This is a genomic window from Isoptericola sp. NPDC056573 (assembly GCF_042793335.1).
Lineage (GTDB): Bacteria > Actinomycetota > Actinomycetes > Actinomycetales > Cellulomonadaceae > Isoptericola.
The window spans coordinates 425,457-438,649 of record NZ_JBHTUY010000004.1 but is presented as its reverse complement, the minus strand read 5'-3'; the positions used below and the strand labels follow the sequence as shown (position 1 = coordinate 438,649).

The window sequence follows — 13,193 nt, the reverse complement described above, 5'->3', positions numbered from 1 at the left end:
TCTACATCTCCCGTCCGCCCTGTTTGGTCCGGGGGGGGGGGGTGGGGGGGCGGGGGGGGGGGGGGGGGGGGGGGGGGGGGGGGCGGGGGGCCCCCCCCCGCCACCGTCAGGACGTGGTGGCCGTCAGCAGGCGCCGAGGTCGGTCCAGACCGCCCACTGGCCGGCCGCGGACGACGGGGTGTCGCCCTGGGTCCACCACTTGGCCTGGTACGCGCGACCCTCGTAGGAGACCTTCGTGCCGCCCGTGTAGGCGGACGAGGGGTTCCAGGCCGCGTCCTCGCAGTCGCCCGGCTCGACCGGCGGGTCGGTCGGGTCCACCGGCGGGTCGGTCGGCTCGACCGTCCCGCCCTCGCCGACGGTCACGTCGACGCACGCGTAGAACGCGTTGACGGTGTCGGCGACGTTCCAGCGGGCGAGGATGGTGTGGTCGCCGGCCGGCAGGTTCTCCAGCGTGTGGCTGACGACGGCCTCCGGCTTGGCGCCCTTGTCGTCGAAGGTGCGGTGCAGGGTGCCGTCGACGAAGTACTCCCACGTCGAGGTGGCGTGGCGGGCCGTGATCTGCCACTTCATCGTGACGCTGTTGCCGATCGTGGTGCGGGGCCAGGGCTTCGACTCGTCGTCGAGGACGGCGAAGCCGCTGCCGCCGGAGCACTGCATGGAGCCCTTGGGCGCCTCGACGCTCTGGGGCTCGTACTTGATGCTGCCGCAGTCGAAGGACAGGGAACCGCCGGCGCACAGGTCCTGGCGGCTCGGCGGGTTGGTCACCCAGCCGTGGGCGGACGCCGCGGGCGCCGCCGCGAGGGGCGCCAGGAGCGCGGCGACTCCGACGGCCGCGGCGAGGAGGGTGGAACGAAGACGCATCGTTGCTTCTCCTGTGTTCGTGAGGAAACTGGACAAATTCGACGCTACGGCGTCGGTCCGGTCCGCACATCAGGGGAACCGCGTCATCTGGCCGTGATCCGACCGGACGGTCGTACGGGGTTACCCGTACGACCGGACACGTGTCAGCCGAGGTCCCACAGGCGCCGGTAGAAGGCGATGCGCCCGGCGTCGGGCGCGATGCCGTAGCCCTCGAAGAAGGCGGGCTCGTGGCCGTCGCCGTAGTTCCACTCCAGGCTGTAGCTCGCCACCGCGAGGTCGGCCCAGCGGTCCGCGACGCCGAGCGCGTCGAGGTCGACGTGCGCGGTCCAGCGACCGTCGTCGTCCAGCAGGGTGTTGGGGGCGCACGGGTCGCCGTGGCAGACGACGAGCCGGTCGACCGCGGGGACGTCGCCCACGCGCGCGCGGGCGGCGGGGGAGAGGCGGGAGACCCGGTCCGCGACGCCCCACGAGAACGGGCAGTCGTCGACCGGGAGCGCGTCGTGCATCGCCCGCAGCCCGGCGCCGATCGCGCGCGCCGCCGTCCCCGGGTGCGCGAGCCAGCGCGGGTCGACGGCGGACCGGCCCGGGATGCCCTCGGTGAGCAGCCAGGCGCCGGCGCCGTCGGTGCCGCGGTCGAGCACGTGCGGCACCGGCGTGTACCGGCCCGCCCACGCGAGGCGCTCGGCCTCGGCGTCGAGGTCGAGCTCCGGCGTGCCGGCGGGGACCCACTTGACGTAGCGCTCGGCGCCGGGCCGCTCGCCGCCGGGGCCGGCCGAGAGGCGGAACGTGAGGCCGCCGAGCTCGTTGCGCCACACGGGCGTCACGTCGTCGTCGCCGGCGAGCACGCGCACCCGCTCGGGAACGGCGACGGGGTCGGAGGGGGCGGCGGCGAGGACGCGGGACATGGGGTGATCCTCGCAGCCGGCGCCCGCCGCGGCCTACGGCTTTCCGGCCGGCTCGGTCGTCGGTTCGACCGTGGGCGGCGTGCGACGGGTCGCGGCCTCGCCCTGCTGCACGACGACGACCCCCGCCAGCACCAGCAGCCCGCCGACCAGCTGGACGGGTCGCGGCAGCTCGCCCAGGAACACCCACGCGAAGAACACGGCGCTGACCACCTCGAGGAGCCCGACGAAGGACGCCGGCCGCGCGCCGAGGCGTCGTCCGGCCGCGACGCCGGTGACGTAGGCGATCCCGGCGGTCACCACCCCGAGGGCCGCGAGCACCGCCCAGGCGGGCACGACGGCGTCGGCGAGGGTCACGGGGTCGGCGGACAGCGTCACCGGCAAGACGCCGACGGCACCGAGCAGCCCGAGCAGCACGGCGCCCACCACGAGGCCGCCCGCCGCGAGGCTCAGGGGCGGCAGCCCGGTGTCGGTGCGGGCGTTGAGCAGGAAGTACGCGGAGACGCCCACCATCGCGCCGAGCGCCCAGGCGACGCCCACCGGGTCGAGGCGGGCCCCGGCGAGGTCGAGCACGAGGACGAGGCCCGCGGCGGCGAGCGCGATGCCGGCGATCGTCGTCCGGCCCGGGCGCTGGCCGTGCCGCATCCACAGCCAGGCGACGACGGCGGCGGGCGAGGAGTACTCGATGAGCAGCGCCGGACCCACCTGCATGTGCTGCACGGCGGCGAAGTAGCAGAACTGCGTGGCCGCGACGCCGAGCGCGCCGTAGGCGAGCAGCAACCGCAGGTTGCGGCGCACGGGGGACCAGTCGCCGCGCAGGGCGACGACGCCGAACGGCAGGACGACGAGCGCCCCGACCGCGACCCGCACCAGCACGACGGCGCCCGGGCTCCACCCGGTGGCGAAGAGGCCGGCGGCGAGCGGGCCGGAGAGGCTGAACGTCACGGCGGAGACGACCGCGAGGGCGAGGCCCGCGCCGAGGCCGGTGCGCGCCGTCGCGCGGGCGTCATGTGTCATCTCTGCCATGGCTCATGACGCTACGACCGCGTGGAGTAACGTGTCAACATGCCGTTCGCTCATGACACCGTGGCGGAGCTCCGGGCGGCCGTCGCCCTCGTGAACTCGGGCGAGCCGCCCGAGACCCTCGAGACCACCGCCGACCTCGACGCCTTCTTCCGGGAGCACGAGTACACCGGCCGTCACGACGGCACCGCCGAGGAGCTCGACCAGGTGCGCGCGCTGCGGCCCCGGCTCCGGGCGCTGCTCCTCGCCGACCGCGACGACGCGGCGGGTCTGGTCAACGACCTGCTCGCCGGCGTGCCCGTCCACCCGCGCCTCGTGCGGCACTCGGGGGAGGACTGGCACGTCCACGCGACCGCCGACGACGCCCCGCTCGCCACCCGGATCGTCGTCGAGACCGCCATGGCGATGATCGACCTCATCCGCGACGACGAGCTCTCCCGCCTCGCGGTGTGCGCCGACGCCGACTGCCAGGGGCTGGTGCTGGACCTGTCGCGCAACCGCTCGCGGCGGTACTGCTCCACCGCGTGCACCAACCGCAACGCCCAGGCCGCGCTGCGGGCCCGCCGCTCCGCCTGAGGCCACGGGCACGCGGGCGACGTCTCTGGTCGACGTATCTGCCGTTGCGCGCCGCGCTCCCTCCCCGCGAGGGCGCCAGGCTTTCCCGGGGCGACGACCCGCCCGGCCCGGCCCCACGAAGGAGGCGGCCATGTCCGTCACGACGAGCAAGGCCCTCGACCCCTGGCCGGTCGTCCGCCCCGGTGACCGGTTCCACCCCGTCGGCACGCTGCAGCACCTGCTCAACGAGCACGGGCACGACCTCGAGGTGGACGAGGCGTTCGGTCCGCTCACCGAGGCCGCCGTGCGGGCCTCCCAGCGCGACTTCGGCCTCGAGGTCGACGGCGTCGTCGGGCCCAGGACCTGGAACGCGATCGTCGTCACCGTGCGCCTCGGCAGCCGCGGTCACGCCGTCCGCGGGGCGCAGTCCGAGCTCGACGTCCGCGTCGACCTCGACCTCGTGGTCGACGGGGTCTTCGGGCCGAGGACCGAGAGCGCGGTGCGCGAGTTCCAGCGGGCGCTGTCGGCGTTCGGCGTCCTCGTCGACGGCGTCGTCGGGCCCGTGACGTGGCGTGCCCTGGTCAGCGGGATGGTCTCCGACTGACCGCCTCGCGCCGCCGTCGTCAGCCGGCGGCGCCCGCCAGGAGCAGGTCGCACACCGCGACCAGGCGCGCGCGCAGCTCCTGCCCGCGCGCGGCGAACCCGCGCTGGCGGCGCACGTACTCCGCCTTGCCCTCCGGCGTCTCGATCGGCACGGCCTCGACGCCGTAGGACGAGACGTCGTACGGGGCCGCGGCCATGTCGGTGTACCGGATGTCGCGGGCGAGCTCGAACGCGTCCAGCAGCAGGTCGCCGGGGGCGGCGGGCCCGAGCTTGAGCGCCCACTTGTACAGGTCCATCCCGGCGTGCAGGCAGCCGGGCTGCTCCATCGACGGCTGGCGCTCGCGGGTGGGGCGCAGCTGGTTGCGGCCGGCGGCCTCGGGCGTGAAGAACCGGTAGGCGTCGAAGTGCGAGCAGCCGATGCGGTGCGACTCGACGACGGCGTCCGTGCCGTCGTGGCCCAGCCGCAGCGGCAACGGGTGGCGGTGGTCGCGCCCCGCCGCGCGGTCGCGGTACACCATCGCCCACTCGTGCAGGCCGAAGCAGCCGAACGTCCCGGGTCGCCCGGCGGTGGCGGACACGAGCGCGCGGACGTAGCGGACGGTGTCGCCACGGTCGGCCACGAAGGCGTCGACGTCGAGCGTCGCGCCCGTGCCGTGGGTACCGCCGTCGTCGCCCCGCAGCTCCGTCTCGCGGTACCAGCGCCACCCGGCGTGCTCGGCGGCGTCCGCGAGGACCACGTCCGGTCCCGGGTGCCAGCGGCGCAGGTGGCTCACGCGCGTGGGGTAGTACGTGAACAGGAAGTCCTCGATCGCGTGCGTGGAGCCCTCGTCGCGGGCGGCGCGCCACACCGCGGTCAGCGCGTCGGCCCGGGCGGCGTGCGCGGCGGCCAGCGGCTCCCACGCCTCGCGCGGCACGACGGCGTCGGCGGAGGTCGCCGCCGGGGCGTCGAGGGTCGTCGTGCGCATCCCACCAGGGTACGAGCGCGGCGAGCACCCCCCTCACCGGGCTAGCGTGTGACTCGTGCCGCACACCCACGACTTCCGTCAGGTCGACGTCTTCGCCACCGGCCCTCTCACCGGCAACCCGGTGGCCGTGGTGCACGACGCCGACGGCCTCGACGACGCGCAGATGGCCGCCTTCGCGCGGTGGACCAACCTGTCCGAGACCACGTTCCTGCTGCGTCCCACCACGCCCGACGCCGACTACCGGCTCCGCATCTGGACGCCCGGGGGCGAGCTGCCCTTCGCCGGCCACCCCACGCTCGGCACCGCGCACGCGTGGCTCGAGGCGGGCGGGGTGCCCCGCTCCGCGGACCACGTCGTCCAGGAGTGCGGCGTCGGGCTCGTCACGGTCCGGCGCGAGTCCGACGGGGGCGGCGACCGGCTCGCGTTCGCCGCGCCGCCGCTGCGACGCTCCGGCGCGGTCGGGCCGGAGGACCTCGCGCAGATCGCGCGCGGCCTGCGGGTGAGCGTGGCCCAGATCGAGGACGCGGCGTGGGTGGACAACGGCCCGGGCTGGGTCGCCGCCCGGCTGGCGGACGCCGCGGCGGTGCTCGCCGTCCAGCCGGACTTCGCCGCGTTCGGCGGGCTGAAGATCGGCGTCGTCGGCGCCTACGGGCCGGGCGAGTCGGACGCCGCGGTCGAGGTGCGCGCGTTCGTGCCCGACATCGGCGTGGCCGAGGACCCCGTGACCGGCAGCCTCAACGCCGGGCTCGGGCAGTGGCTCGCGGGCGGCCTGCTGCCGGCGTCGTACGTCGCCTCGCAGGGCACCGCGCTCGGGCGCCGCGGCCGCGTGCACGTGCGCCGCGACGACCACGGTGCCGTGTGGGTGGGCGGGGACGCGGTCACGACGATCGTCGGCACCGTCACCCTCTGACGACGGCGCCCTGACCGGGCGTCAGCCCCGGCGCCGGAACGGGACGAGCGCGGCCCGCACCTGCTCGGCGGCGCCCCAGTCGTCGTCGAACTGCGCGATGACGGCGAGGTGCTGGCGCAGCTGCAGGATCGGCATGCGGTCGCGCCACCCGCGATCGAGCCCGGTGAGCTCCGCGTACCGGTCGAAGAACCCCCGGGACTCGGGCGGCGGTGCCGTCGTCCAGAGGTGGGCGAGGTCGACCTCGGGCCACGTGTACGACACCGCGGGGTCGATCAGCGCGGGCCGACCGTCGGCGGTCGCGAGGACGTTCTGCGCCCACAGGTCGCCGTGCGTCAGGCACGCGGGGCGGTGCGGCAGCAGCTCGGGGAGGCGGGCGCAGAGGTGCTCCAGGGCCACCCGGTCGGCGGGCCCGAGGGCGGCGTCGACCCGCGGCTCGCCCAGCCAGCGCAGCAGGCGGCTCCGGGCGAAGAAGGTGAACCCGTCGTCCTCCCAGGCGTTGTCCTGGCGGCGTCGGCCGAGCCAGTTGTCCCGGTGCCAGCCGAACCGGTCGTGGGTGGTGGCGTGCAGGCGGGCGAGCGCGTGCGCGAGCCGCTCCCAGAACGCCTCGTCGCGCGGGCGTGGGTGCAGCACCTCGAGGACGAGCAGGTCGCGGGCGGCGAGCACGACGTCGGGCGTGGCGACGCCGCCGAGCTCCCGCAGCGCCGCCAGGCCCTCGGCCTCGGCCGGGAAGGCGTCGTCGGACGGCGCGTCGTCGAACCCCTTGACGAACCCCTCGACGAACCCCTTGACGAACACCGCGGTGCCGTCGGCACGCCGGGCCAGGCCCGCGGTCGCGGCGAGGCCTCCGGTCGCCGGCTCGACGGAGACGACGTCGACGATGCCGGAGTCGTCGAGGCGGCGCCTCAGCAGCGCCATCGCGTCGGTCACGGTCGGCTCCTCTCGTCGTGCCCGGCATCCTGGCAGATCGGGCGCAGGAGACGGCGAGGCGATCCACCTCCGGCGGTGCCGGCGCCGCCCGCCGCTCCCGGTGGCTCAGCGGACGTGGAACGCGGCCCGGTATGCCGCGGGAGCGACCCCGACGCTGCGGTGGAAGTGTCGCCGGAGCGTGGCCGCGGTGCCGAGCCCCGAGCCGGCCGCGACCTGCTCGATCGACGCGTCGGTGCGTTCGAGGAGCTCCTGCGCTCGCGCGACCCGCTGCCGGTGCAGCCAGTCGAGCGGCCCGGACCCGACCTCGGCCTGCATGCGGCGGGCGAGCTGGCGGGTGCTGAGCCCGGCGTGCGCGGCGAGGTCGCGCACGGTCAGCGGCCGGTCGACCCGTGCGCGAGCCCATTCCAGCGTCGGGGCGAGCCCGGAGCCGGTGCGCGGGGAGGGCGGCGTCGCGACGAACTGGGCCTGGCCCCCGCTCCGGTGCGACGGGACGACCAGGCGGCGGGCGATGCCGTTGGCGGCGGCGGCGCCGAGGTCGCGGCGCACGAGGTGGAGGGCCAGATCGAGCGCGGCGGTCTTGCCGGCCGACGTGAGGACGTCGCCGTCGTCGACGTACAGGACGTCGGGGCGCACCCGGACCCGGGGGTAGCGGCGGGCGAGGTCGTCGGCGTGCATCCAGTGCGTGGCCGCCTCCCGGCCGTCGAGCAGACCGGCGGCCGCGAGGACGAAGGCGCCCGTGCACAGGGCGGCGATCGTGGCGCCGCCCCGGTGCGCGGTCCGGAGCGCGTCGAGCAGAAGCGGGTCCGGTGCGGCGCCGGGGTCGTCGGTCGACGTCACGACGACGCGGTCGACCCGGGACAGCTCGGTGTACGGGGCGGTCCGCGCGCCCGGCAGCCACGGGTGGGGCTCGCCGTCCGGCGTGCAGACCACGAAGTCGTACCAGGTGCCAGCAGGGGAGAGCTCGGCGCGGTCGACGCCGAAGACCTCGACGGCGATCGCCGTCTCGTACAGCATGCCGGTGTCGTGCAGGACGAGTGCGAGGCGCGGCATGTCCGAAACTGTACGCACCATGTCGTTCGGGACGCTCGTCGCGCGACGACGCGGTGAGCAGGATCGAGCCATGCAGACAGCTGAGGCAGTGATGGTCTACGGCGCCGGCGGGCACACGGGCGGCTTCGTCGTCGACGAGCTGGTCCGGCGCGGGCTGGCGCCCGTGCTCGCCGGCCGCGACGCCGAGCGCCTCGCGGGCGTCGCGTCGCGGTACCCCGGCCTCGACGTCCGGGCGGCGAGGGTGGACGACTCCGCCGCCCTGCGCGCCGCCCTGGACGGCGTCGCCGTGGTGGTGAACTGCGCCGGCCCGTTCCTCGACACCGCGCTGCCGCTGGCGGGCGCCGCGGTCGCGGCCGGGGCGCACTACCTCGACGTCACCGCCGAGCAGCCGGCGGTGCAGCAGGTCTACGACGAGCTCGACGCGCCCGCCCGCGCCGCCGGGGTCGCCGTCGTCCCCGCCATGGCCTTCTACGGCGGGCTCGCCGACCTGCTCGTCACCGCGGCACTCGAGGGGGAGCGGGACGCCGACACCGTCGAGGTCGCCGTCGGGCTGGACCACTGGTGGCCCACGGCCGGCACCCGCGTCACGGGGGCGCGGAACACCGCGACACGCCTGGTCGTCCGCGGCGGTCGTCTCGTGCCCCTCGCCGACCCCTCGCCGCCGGGCCGGTGGCCGTTCCCGGCGCCGCTGGGCGAGCAGCCCGTGGTCCGGCTGCCGTTCTCGGAGGTGCTCACCGTCACGCGCCACCTCGCCGTCGGGGAGCTCACCTCGTACCTGGCGTCCGGGCCTCTCGAGGAGCTCCGCGACGAGCGGACGCCGCCCCCGACCGGCGGGGAGCGGTCGCCGCAGCAGTTCGTCGTCGACGTCGCCGTCCGGCGCGGCGCGACCATGTGTCGGCTGGCCGCGGCGGGCCAGGACATCTACGCCGTCTCCGCCCCGATCCTCGCGGAGGGGGTGGTCCGGCTGCTGGCCGGGCGGCACCGGGGCGCCGGCGCCCTCGCCCCGGCCGAGGCCTTCGACGCGACGGACGTCCTCGCGGCCCTGGAGGCGCACCCCGCCGGGCTCACGACGACACGTCCGGCGGACGCGTCGGCGGACCTGCAGCCCGGTCGCTGACGGCGCCGACCAGGCGCTCGAGGGGGCCCCGGCCGAGCAGGAACCGCCACGCCGTCGCCGCGGCGAGCGTGACCAGCACCATCGCGACCAGGGGGCCGTTGGTGGTGGACCCGAGCAGGTCCCAGCGCCAGATGGCCACGATCTGGAGCGAGTACACGGTCAGGGCCATCGACCCGACCGCGGCCATCGGGGCCAGCGCCCACCGCCCGACCCGCCCGACGTGGAGGCACAGGCCCACGACCGCCGCCGCGAACCCGCCCGACGCGAGCACCTCGAAGGTCGTGTCGTCGTGCGGGCCGTCGAGGAACAGCCCGGCGACGCCGGGCCACGGGTCGTCCCAGGCGAACGGCGGCGGGTCCACCGACTGCCGCGCCATGACCTGGGAGGACAGCACGACCTCCTCGCCGCCGGCGGCACCGACCGCCCAGGCGGACAGGAAGGAGAAGGCGCCCCACGCGGCCAGCCCGCCGAGCAGGAGCCCGCGGCGCAGGCGCGGCGAGCGCAGGTCGCAGCGCCCGATCGCCATCCCCGCGAGGACGTACGCCATCCAGACGACCGCGGGGTAGTGGCCGGTGAGCACGAAGTCGGTGACGGCGCCCGAGCCGTCGTGCGGCAGCCGCAGCCCGGCCCGCAGCAGCGCCTCCGGCCCCCAGTACGCGAGGAGCGGCCCGACGAGCGCGACCACCGCGGCGAGCGCGAGGAGGCGCGGGAGCCGCCAGCGCAGGAACGGCAGGGCGAGCACGAAGTAGCAGGCGTAGAAGCCCAGGATGAGGGCGACACGTGTCCCGAGGAGGTCGAGCAGCGCCACGACCACGAGGAGCAGCGCGGCCCGCACGAGCAGGCGGAGGCGCGCCCGCCGCAGCGGATCGCCGTCGAGGGTCCGCGGCCCGCCGGTGACGATCGCGACGGAGACGCCGGCGACCAGGGCGAACAGGATCGACGAGTGCCCGTGCGACAGGTCGAGCAGCCACCAGGCGGGCCCGGCGTCGGGCGTCGTCACGCCCACGTGGGCGGTGAACATGCCCAGGACGGCGATCCCGCGGGCGACGTCGACGCCCGGGACGCGGCCCGGGCCGCCGCCGAGGCGGCGCAGGCCCGCGCGCACCCCGGTACGAAGACGGGAGGTCGGCGCGCCTGTGGCCGCGGTCATGGCGCGATGATGCCACCGCCCTGTGGCGCGCGTCGTCCCGGTGCGTGAGAACGTCGCGGCTTGCGGGCCGCGCGGTCACTACGGTAGGAGCATGAGTGACCTCAGCGCGGAGCCCGCACCCCAGGGCGACCCCGAACCCGCCGGTGCCGACCTCAACGACGCGATCGAGGCACCCAGCACGCACCACACGGTGCCCAGCAAGGAGTCCGAGTCGTACACCCACGGCCATCACGAGTCCGTGCTGCGCTCGCACCGTTCCCGCACGGCCCAGAACTCGGCCGGCTTCCTCGTACCGCACCTGCGCGACGACATGTCGCTGCTCGACGTCGGCTGCGGCCCCGGCACCGTGACCGCCGACTTCGCCCGGATCCTCGCCGGCGGCGAGGTCGTGGGCGTGGACGCCAGCCCCAAGGTGCTCGAGGCGGCGCGCGAGCACGCCGAGGCGCTGGGCTACGGCAACGTCCGCTTCCAGCAGGCGAACGCCTACGAGCTGCCGTTCGCCGACGACTCGTTCGACGTCGTGTACGCGCACCAGCTGCTGCAGCACCTGTCCGACCCGGTCGCGGCGCTGCGCGAGATGAAGCGCGTCGCCAAGCCGGGCGGGATGGTCGCGGTGCGCGACGCCGACTACGCGGGTATGGCCTGGTACCCGGAGACCCCCGGGCTGACGGAGTGGAACGAGCTGTACCACGAGGTCACGCACGCGTACGGCTTCGAGCCCGACGCCGGTCGTCGGCTCATGTCGTGGGTGCAGGAGGCCGGGCTGGACGGCATCGTGCCGTCCGCGTCGTCGTGGTGCTACGCCACCCCGACCGACCGCCAGTGGTGGGGCGAGCTGTGGGCCGAGCGCTGCGTGGAGTCCAACTTCGCGGTCCAGGCCAAGGAGTCGGGCCTGGCCGACGACGTCGCGCTCGAGCAGATCGCGCAGGACTGGCAGGCGTGGGCGCAGGCGCCCGACGGCTGGTTCGCCATCCTGCACGGCGAGGTCCTCGCCCGCGCCTGACCGCACCCGACCGCGCCCGACCGCGGTGCGCACGCTCCCCGCGTAACCTGGGCGCGTGCGCATCGCGAGATTCACCACCGGAGACGACCCCCGCTTCGCCCTCGTCCAGCACGAGGGGGACAAGACGTTCCTCGCCGTCCTCGGCGGCGACCCGCTCTACATGCCGGCGATGCCGACGGGGGAGCGGATCGAGCTGGGCGACGGCGTCCGGCTGCTCGCCCCGGTGATCCCGCGCTCCAAGGTGGTCGCCGTCGGCAAGAACTACGCCGACCACGCCAAGGAGATGGGCGGCGAGGTGCCGGCCACGCCGCTGCTGTTCTTCAAGCCCAACACCGCCGTCGTCGGCCCCGACGACCCGGTGGTGCTGCCCGAGTTCACGCGCGAGGTCAGCTACGAGGCCGAGCTCGCCGTCGTGATCTCCAAGGTCACCAAGGACGTGGAGCCCGAGAACGTCCGGTCGTACGTCCTCGGCTACACGGTGGCCAACGACGTCACCGCCCGTGACGCGCAGCGCACCGACGGCCAGTGGGCGCGAGCCAAGGGCTTCGACACGTCCTGCCCGCTGGGCCCCTGGATCGACACCGACCTGAACCCGGAGGACGTCGCCGTGCGCTCCCGCGTCAACGGCGAGCTCAAGCAGGACGGCCGCACGTCCGACATGGTCTTCGACGTGCCGTTCCTCGTGTCGTACATCAGCAAGGCGATGACCCTGCTGCCGGGCGACGTCATCCTCACCGGCACCCCGGCAGGGGTGGGCCGCATCGACCACGGCGACCACGTGGAGTGCGAGGTCGAGGGCATCGGCGTCCTCGCCAACCCCGTGTTCCGCCGCGACTGAGGTGCCGGACCTCACCGACGACGCCCGGTCCGTGCTGCGGCGCATGGACCCGGCCGACCCGGGGCAGCGCGCCCTGCGGGACCGGTTCGTCGCGCACCTCGAGGCGCACCCCGACGGCGTGCTGCGTACCTGCCGCCCGGACCACGTCACCGCGTCCACCGTGGTGCTGTCGGCCGACGCCTCGCGCGTGCTGCTGACCCTGCACGCCAAGGCGGGCCGCTGGTTCCAGCTCGGCGGGCACGCGGAGCCCGGCGACGGCACGCTGCTCGCCGCGGCGCGGCGGGAGGCGGTCGAGGAGTCCGGCCTGGACGTCGACCTCGACCCCGTGCCCGTGCACCTCGACGAGCACGCCGTGCCGTTCTGCGGGCCGGGCGGCGACGCGCACCACCTGGACGTGCGCTTCGTCGCCGTCGCGCCCGACGGCGCCCGGCACGCCGTGAGCGACGAGTCGCTCGACGTGCGGTGGTGGCCGGTCGACGACCTGCCGAACCCGGACCTCGCGGCCATGGTCGCCCTCGCCGTCGACCGCGTGCGGGTCACGGGCCCGCGATGACCGCGCGCGCCGCCGGGCCGTCCGCCGAGGACCGATCAGCCGAGGACTGAGGAGACCAGCGCGTGGACGTGTACGAGGCCGTGGACAGCCGCCGGGCGGTGCGGGCGTTCAGCGACGAGCCGGTGCCACGGGACGTGCTCCGGCGCGTCCTGACGGCGGCGACGAGGGCGCCGTCCAGCGGGAACCTCCAGCCGTGGCGCGTCTACGTCGTCACGGGAGGCCCGCTCGCCGAGCTCAAGCGGCGCGCGACCGCCAGGGCGCTCGCGGGCGACCCGGGCGACGAGCGGGAGTACCCCATGTACCCGGACGGGCTGCCCTCCCCGTACGTGGACCGCTTCGCCGCCGCGGCCGCCCAGCGGTACGCCGCGCTCGGCATCGAGCGCGACGACCCGGACCGGCCCCGGAAGATCGCCACCCTGAACTCCGGGGCGTTCGGGGCACCGGCCGTCCTGTTCTGCTACCTCGACCGGTCGATGGGCCCCGGACAGTGGGCGGACGCCGGGATGTACCTGCAGACCGTCATGCTGCTGCTGCGGGCGGAGGGGGTGCACAGCTGCCCCCAGGTGATGTGGACGACGTACCGCACCACCGTCGGCGAGATCGTCGGGGCCGACGACGGGCAGGTGCTGCTCTGCGGCGTCTCGGTGGGGTACGAGAAGGACGGCGTGCCCCCGCTGCGGACCGGGCGCGCGGACCTCGGCGAGACCGTGAGCTTCGTCGGGGCGTGACCCGGCCG

Annotated in this window: 15 protein-coding genes; 8 read left to right on the top strand and 7 right to left on the bottom strand. The window is 75.6% G+C overall.

Translation table 11 applies throughout. The annotated features are described in order from the left end of the window. Window positions 1–123 precede the first annotated feature (123 nt). From ACFQ8E_RS09530 to ACFQ8E_RS09520, 3 genes are all read right to left on the bottom strand, one after another. Window positions 124–861, bottom strand: a complete 738-nt coding sequence (locus tag ACFQ8E_RS09530; protein WP_430550322.1) for a lytic polysaccharide monooxygenase — start codon at window positions 859–861, stop codon at window positions 124–126. 143 nt (window positions 862–1,004) lie between these two features. Further along, window positions 1,005–1,766: a phosphotransferase gene (locus ACFQ8E_RS09525; protein ID WP_430550321.1), complete on the bottom strand. Its 762-nt coding sequence runs from the start codon at window positions 1,764–1,766 to the stop codon at window positions 1,005–1,007. Window positions 1,767–1,799: 33 nt separating this feature from the next. Beyond that, window positions 1,800–2,789, bottom strand: a complete 990-nt coding sequence (locus ACFQ8E_RS09520; RefSeq protein WP_430550320.1) for a DMT family transporter — start codon at window positions 2,787–2,789, stop codon at window positions 1,800–1,802. Between the two features lie 39 nt (window positions 2,790–2,828). Here ACFQ8E_RS09520 and ACFQ8E_RS09515 point away from each other — a divergent pair, with 39 nt between their 5' ends. Together ACFQ8E_RS09515 and ACFQ8E_RS09510 are read left to right on the top strand one after the other, a co-directional pair. Further along, window positions 2,829–3,362: a CGNR zinc finger domain-containing protein gene (locus ACFQ8E_RS09515; protein ID WP_430550319.1), complete on the top strand. Its 534-nt coding sequence runs from the start codon at window positions 2,829–2,831 to the stop codon at window positions 3,360–3,362. 130 nt (window positions 3,363–3,492) lie between these two features. Further along, a complete protein-coding gene (locus ACFQ8E_RS09510; protein WP_430550318.1) occupies window positions 3,493–3,945 on the top strand; it encodes a peptidoglycan-binding protein in 453 nt (150 codons plus the stop codon). Window positions 3,946–3,964: 19 nt separating this feature from the next. On the opposite strand, the gene ACFQ8E_RS09505 is transcribed toward ACFQ8E_RS09510, so the two are convergent. After that, window positions 3,965–4,909 (bottom strand): 3-methyladenine DNA glycosylase, encoded by a 945-nt coding sequence (locus ACFQ8E_RS09505; protein ID WP_430550317.1) that lies wholly within the window; start codon window positions 4,907–4,909, stop codon window positions 3,965–3,967. Window positions 4,910–4,964: 55 nt separating this feature from the next. Here ACFQ8E_RS09505 and ACFQ8E_RS09500 point away from each other — a divergent pair, with 55 nt between their 5' ends. After that, the gene (locus tag ACFQ8E_RS09500) at window positions 4,965–5,819 is read left to right on the top strand and encodes a PhzF family phenazine biosynthesis protein (RefSeq protein ID WP_430550316.1); all 855 of its coding nucleotides are present in this window, start codon (window positions 4,965–4,967) and stop codon (window positions 5,817–5,819) included. Between the two features lie 21 nt (window positions 5,820–5,840). Here ACFQ8E_RS09500 and ACFQ8E_RS09495 read toward each other — a convergent pair whose 3' ends face one another. Next, on the bottom strand, window positions 5,841–6,746 hold the full coding sequence (locus tag ACFQ8E_RS09495; protein ID WP_430550315.1) for a fructosamine kinase family protein: 906 nt from the start codon (window positions 6,744–6,746) through the stop codon (window positions 5,841–5,843). Window positions 6,747–6,851: 105 nt separating this feature from the next. Next, entirely contained in the window at window positions 6,852–7,796 is a 945-nt protein-coding gene (locus tag ACFQ8E_RS09490; protein ID WP_430550314.1) for a GlxA family transcriptional regulator, read from the bottom strand. A gap of 70 nt (window positions 7,797–7,866) precedes the next feature. Between ACFQ8E_RS09490 and ACFQ8E_RS09485 the strand changes: the two genes are divergently transcribed. Then, window positions 7,867–8,913 carry a saccharopine dehydrogenase family protein gene (locus ACFQ8E_RS09485; RefSeq protein ID WP_430550313.1) on the top strand — a complete coding sequence of 349 codons (1,047 nt, stop codon included), beginning with the start codon at window positions 7,867–7,869 and terminating at the stop codon, window positions 8,911–8,913. Here the strand turns inward: ACFQ8E_RS09485 and ACFQ8E_RS09480 are convergent. After that, on the bottom strand, window positions 8,861–10,063 hold the full coding sequence (locus ACFQ8E_RS09480) for a heparan-alpha-glucosaminide N-acetyltransferase domain-containing protein (protein ID WP_430550312.1): 1,203 nt from the start codon (window positions 10,061–10,063) through the stop codon (window positions 8,861–8,863). The genes ACFQ8E_RS09485 and ACFQ8E_RS09480 overlap by 53 nt on opposite strands. 91 nt (window positions 10,064–10,154) lie before the next feature. Here ACFQ8E_RS09480 and ACFQ8E_RS09475 point away from each other — a divergent pair, with 91 nt between their 5' ends. The 4 genes from ACFQ8E_RS09475 (at window position 10,155) to ACFQ8E_RS09460 (ending at window position 13,185) form a co-directional block, all read left to right on the top strand. Further along, complete coding sequence (locus tag ACFQ8E_RS09475) at window positions 10,155–11,066, top strand: class I SAM-dependent methyltransferase (RefSeq protein WP_430550311.1); 912 nt, start codon at window positions 10,155–10,157, stop codon at window positions 11,064–11,066. 55 nt (window positions 11,067–11,121) lie between these two features. Beyond that, entirely contained in the window at window positions 11,122–11,904 is a 783-nt protein-coding gene (locus ACFQ8E_RS09470; RefSeq protein ID WP_430550310.1) for a fumarylacetoacetate hydrolase family protein, read from the top strand. Window position 11,905: 1 nt separating this feature from the next. Continuing rightward, window positions 11,906–12,457, top strand: a complete 552-nt coding sequence (locus ACFQ8E_RS09465; protein WP_430550309.1) for an NUDIX hydrolase — start codon at window positions 11,906–11,908, stop codon at window positions 12,455–12,457. 62 nt (window positions 12,458–12,519) lie between these two features. Next, window positions 12,520–13,185: a nitroreductase gene (locus tag ACFQ8E_RS09460; RefSeq protein ID WP_430550308.1), complete on the top strand. Its 666-nt coding sequence runs from the start codon at window positions 12,520–12,522 to the stop codon at window positions 13,183–13,185. Window positions 13,186–13,193 lie beyond the last annotated feature (8 nt).

What these genes read in the sequence shown, in the direction of transcription:
- ACFQ8E_RS09530 (WP_430550322.1), bottom strand. Translation starts at nt 861, where the DNA reads ATGCGTCTTCGTTCCACCCTCCTCGCCGCGGCCGTCGGAGTCGCCGCG.
- ACFQ8E_RS09525 (WP_430550321.1), bottom strand. Translation starts at nt 1,766, where the DNA reads ATGTCCCGCGTCCTCGCCGCCGCCCCCTCCGACCCCGTCGCCGTTCCC.
- ACFQ8E_RS09520 (WP_430550320.1), bottom strand. Translation starts at nt 2,789, where the DNA reads ATGGCAGAGATGACACATGACGCCCGCGCGACGGCGCGCACCGGCCTC.
- ACFQ8E_RS09515 (WP_430550319.1), top strand. Translation starts at nt 2,829, where the DNA reads ATGCCGTTCGCTCATGACACCGTGGCGGAGCTCCGGGCGGCCGTCGCC.
- ACFQ8E_RS09510 (WP_430550318.1), top strand. Translation starts at nt 3,493, where the DNA reads ATGTCCGTCACGACGAGCAAGGCCCTCGACCCCTGGCCGGTCGTCCGC.
- ACFQ8E_RS09505 (WP_430550317.1), bottom strand. Translation starts at nt 4,909, where the DNA reads ATGCGCACGACGACCCTCGACGCCCCGGCGGCGACCTCCGCCGACGCC.
- ACFQ8E_RS09490 (WP_430550314.1), bottom strand. Translation starts at nt 7,796, where the DNA reads ATGCCGCGCCTCGCACTCGTCCTGCACGACACCGGCATGCTGTACGAG.
- ACFQ8E_RS09485 (WP_430550313.1), top strand. Translation starts at nt 7,867, where the DNA reads ATGCAGACAGCTGAGGCAGTGATGGTCTACGGCGCCGGCGGGCACACG.
- ACFQ8E_RS09480 (WP_430550312.1), bottom strand. Translation starts at nt 10,063, where the DNA reads ATGACCGCGGCCACAGGCGCGCCGACCTCCCGTCTTCGTACCGGGGTG.
- ACFQ8E_RS09475 (WP_430550311.1), top strand. Translation starts at nt 10,155, where the DNA reads ATGAGTGACCTCAGCGCGGAGCCCGCACCCCAGGGCGACCCCGAACCC.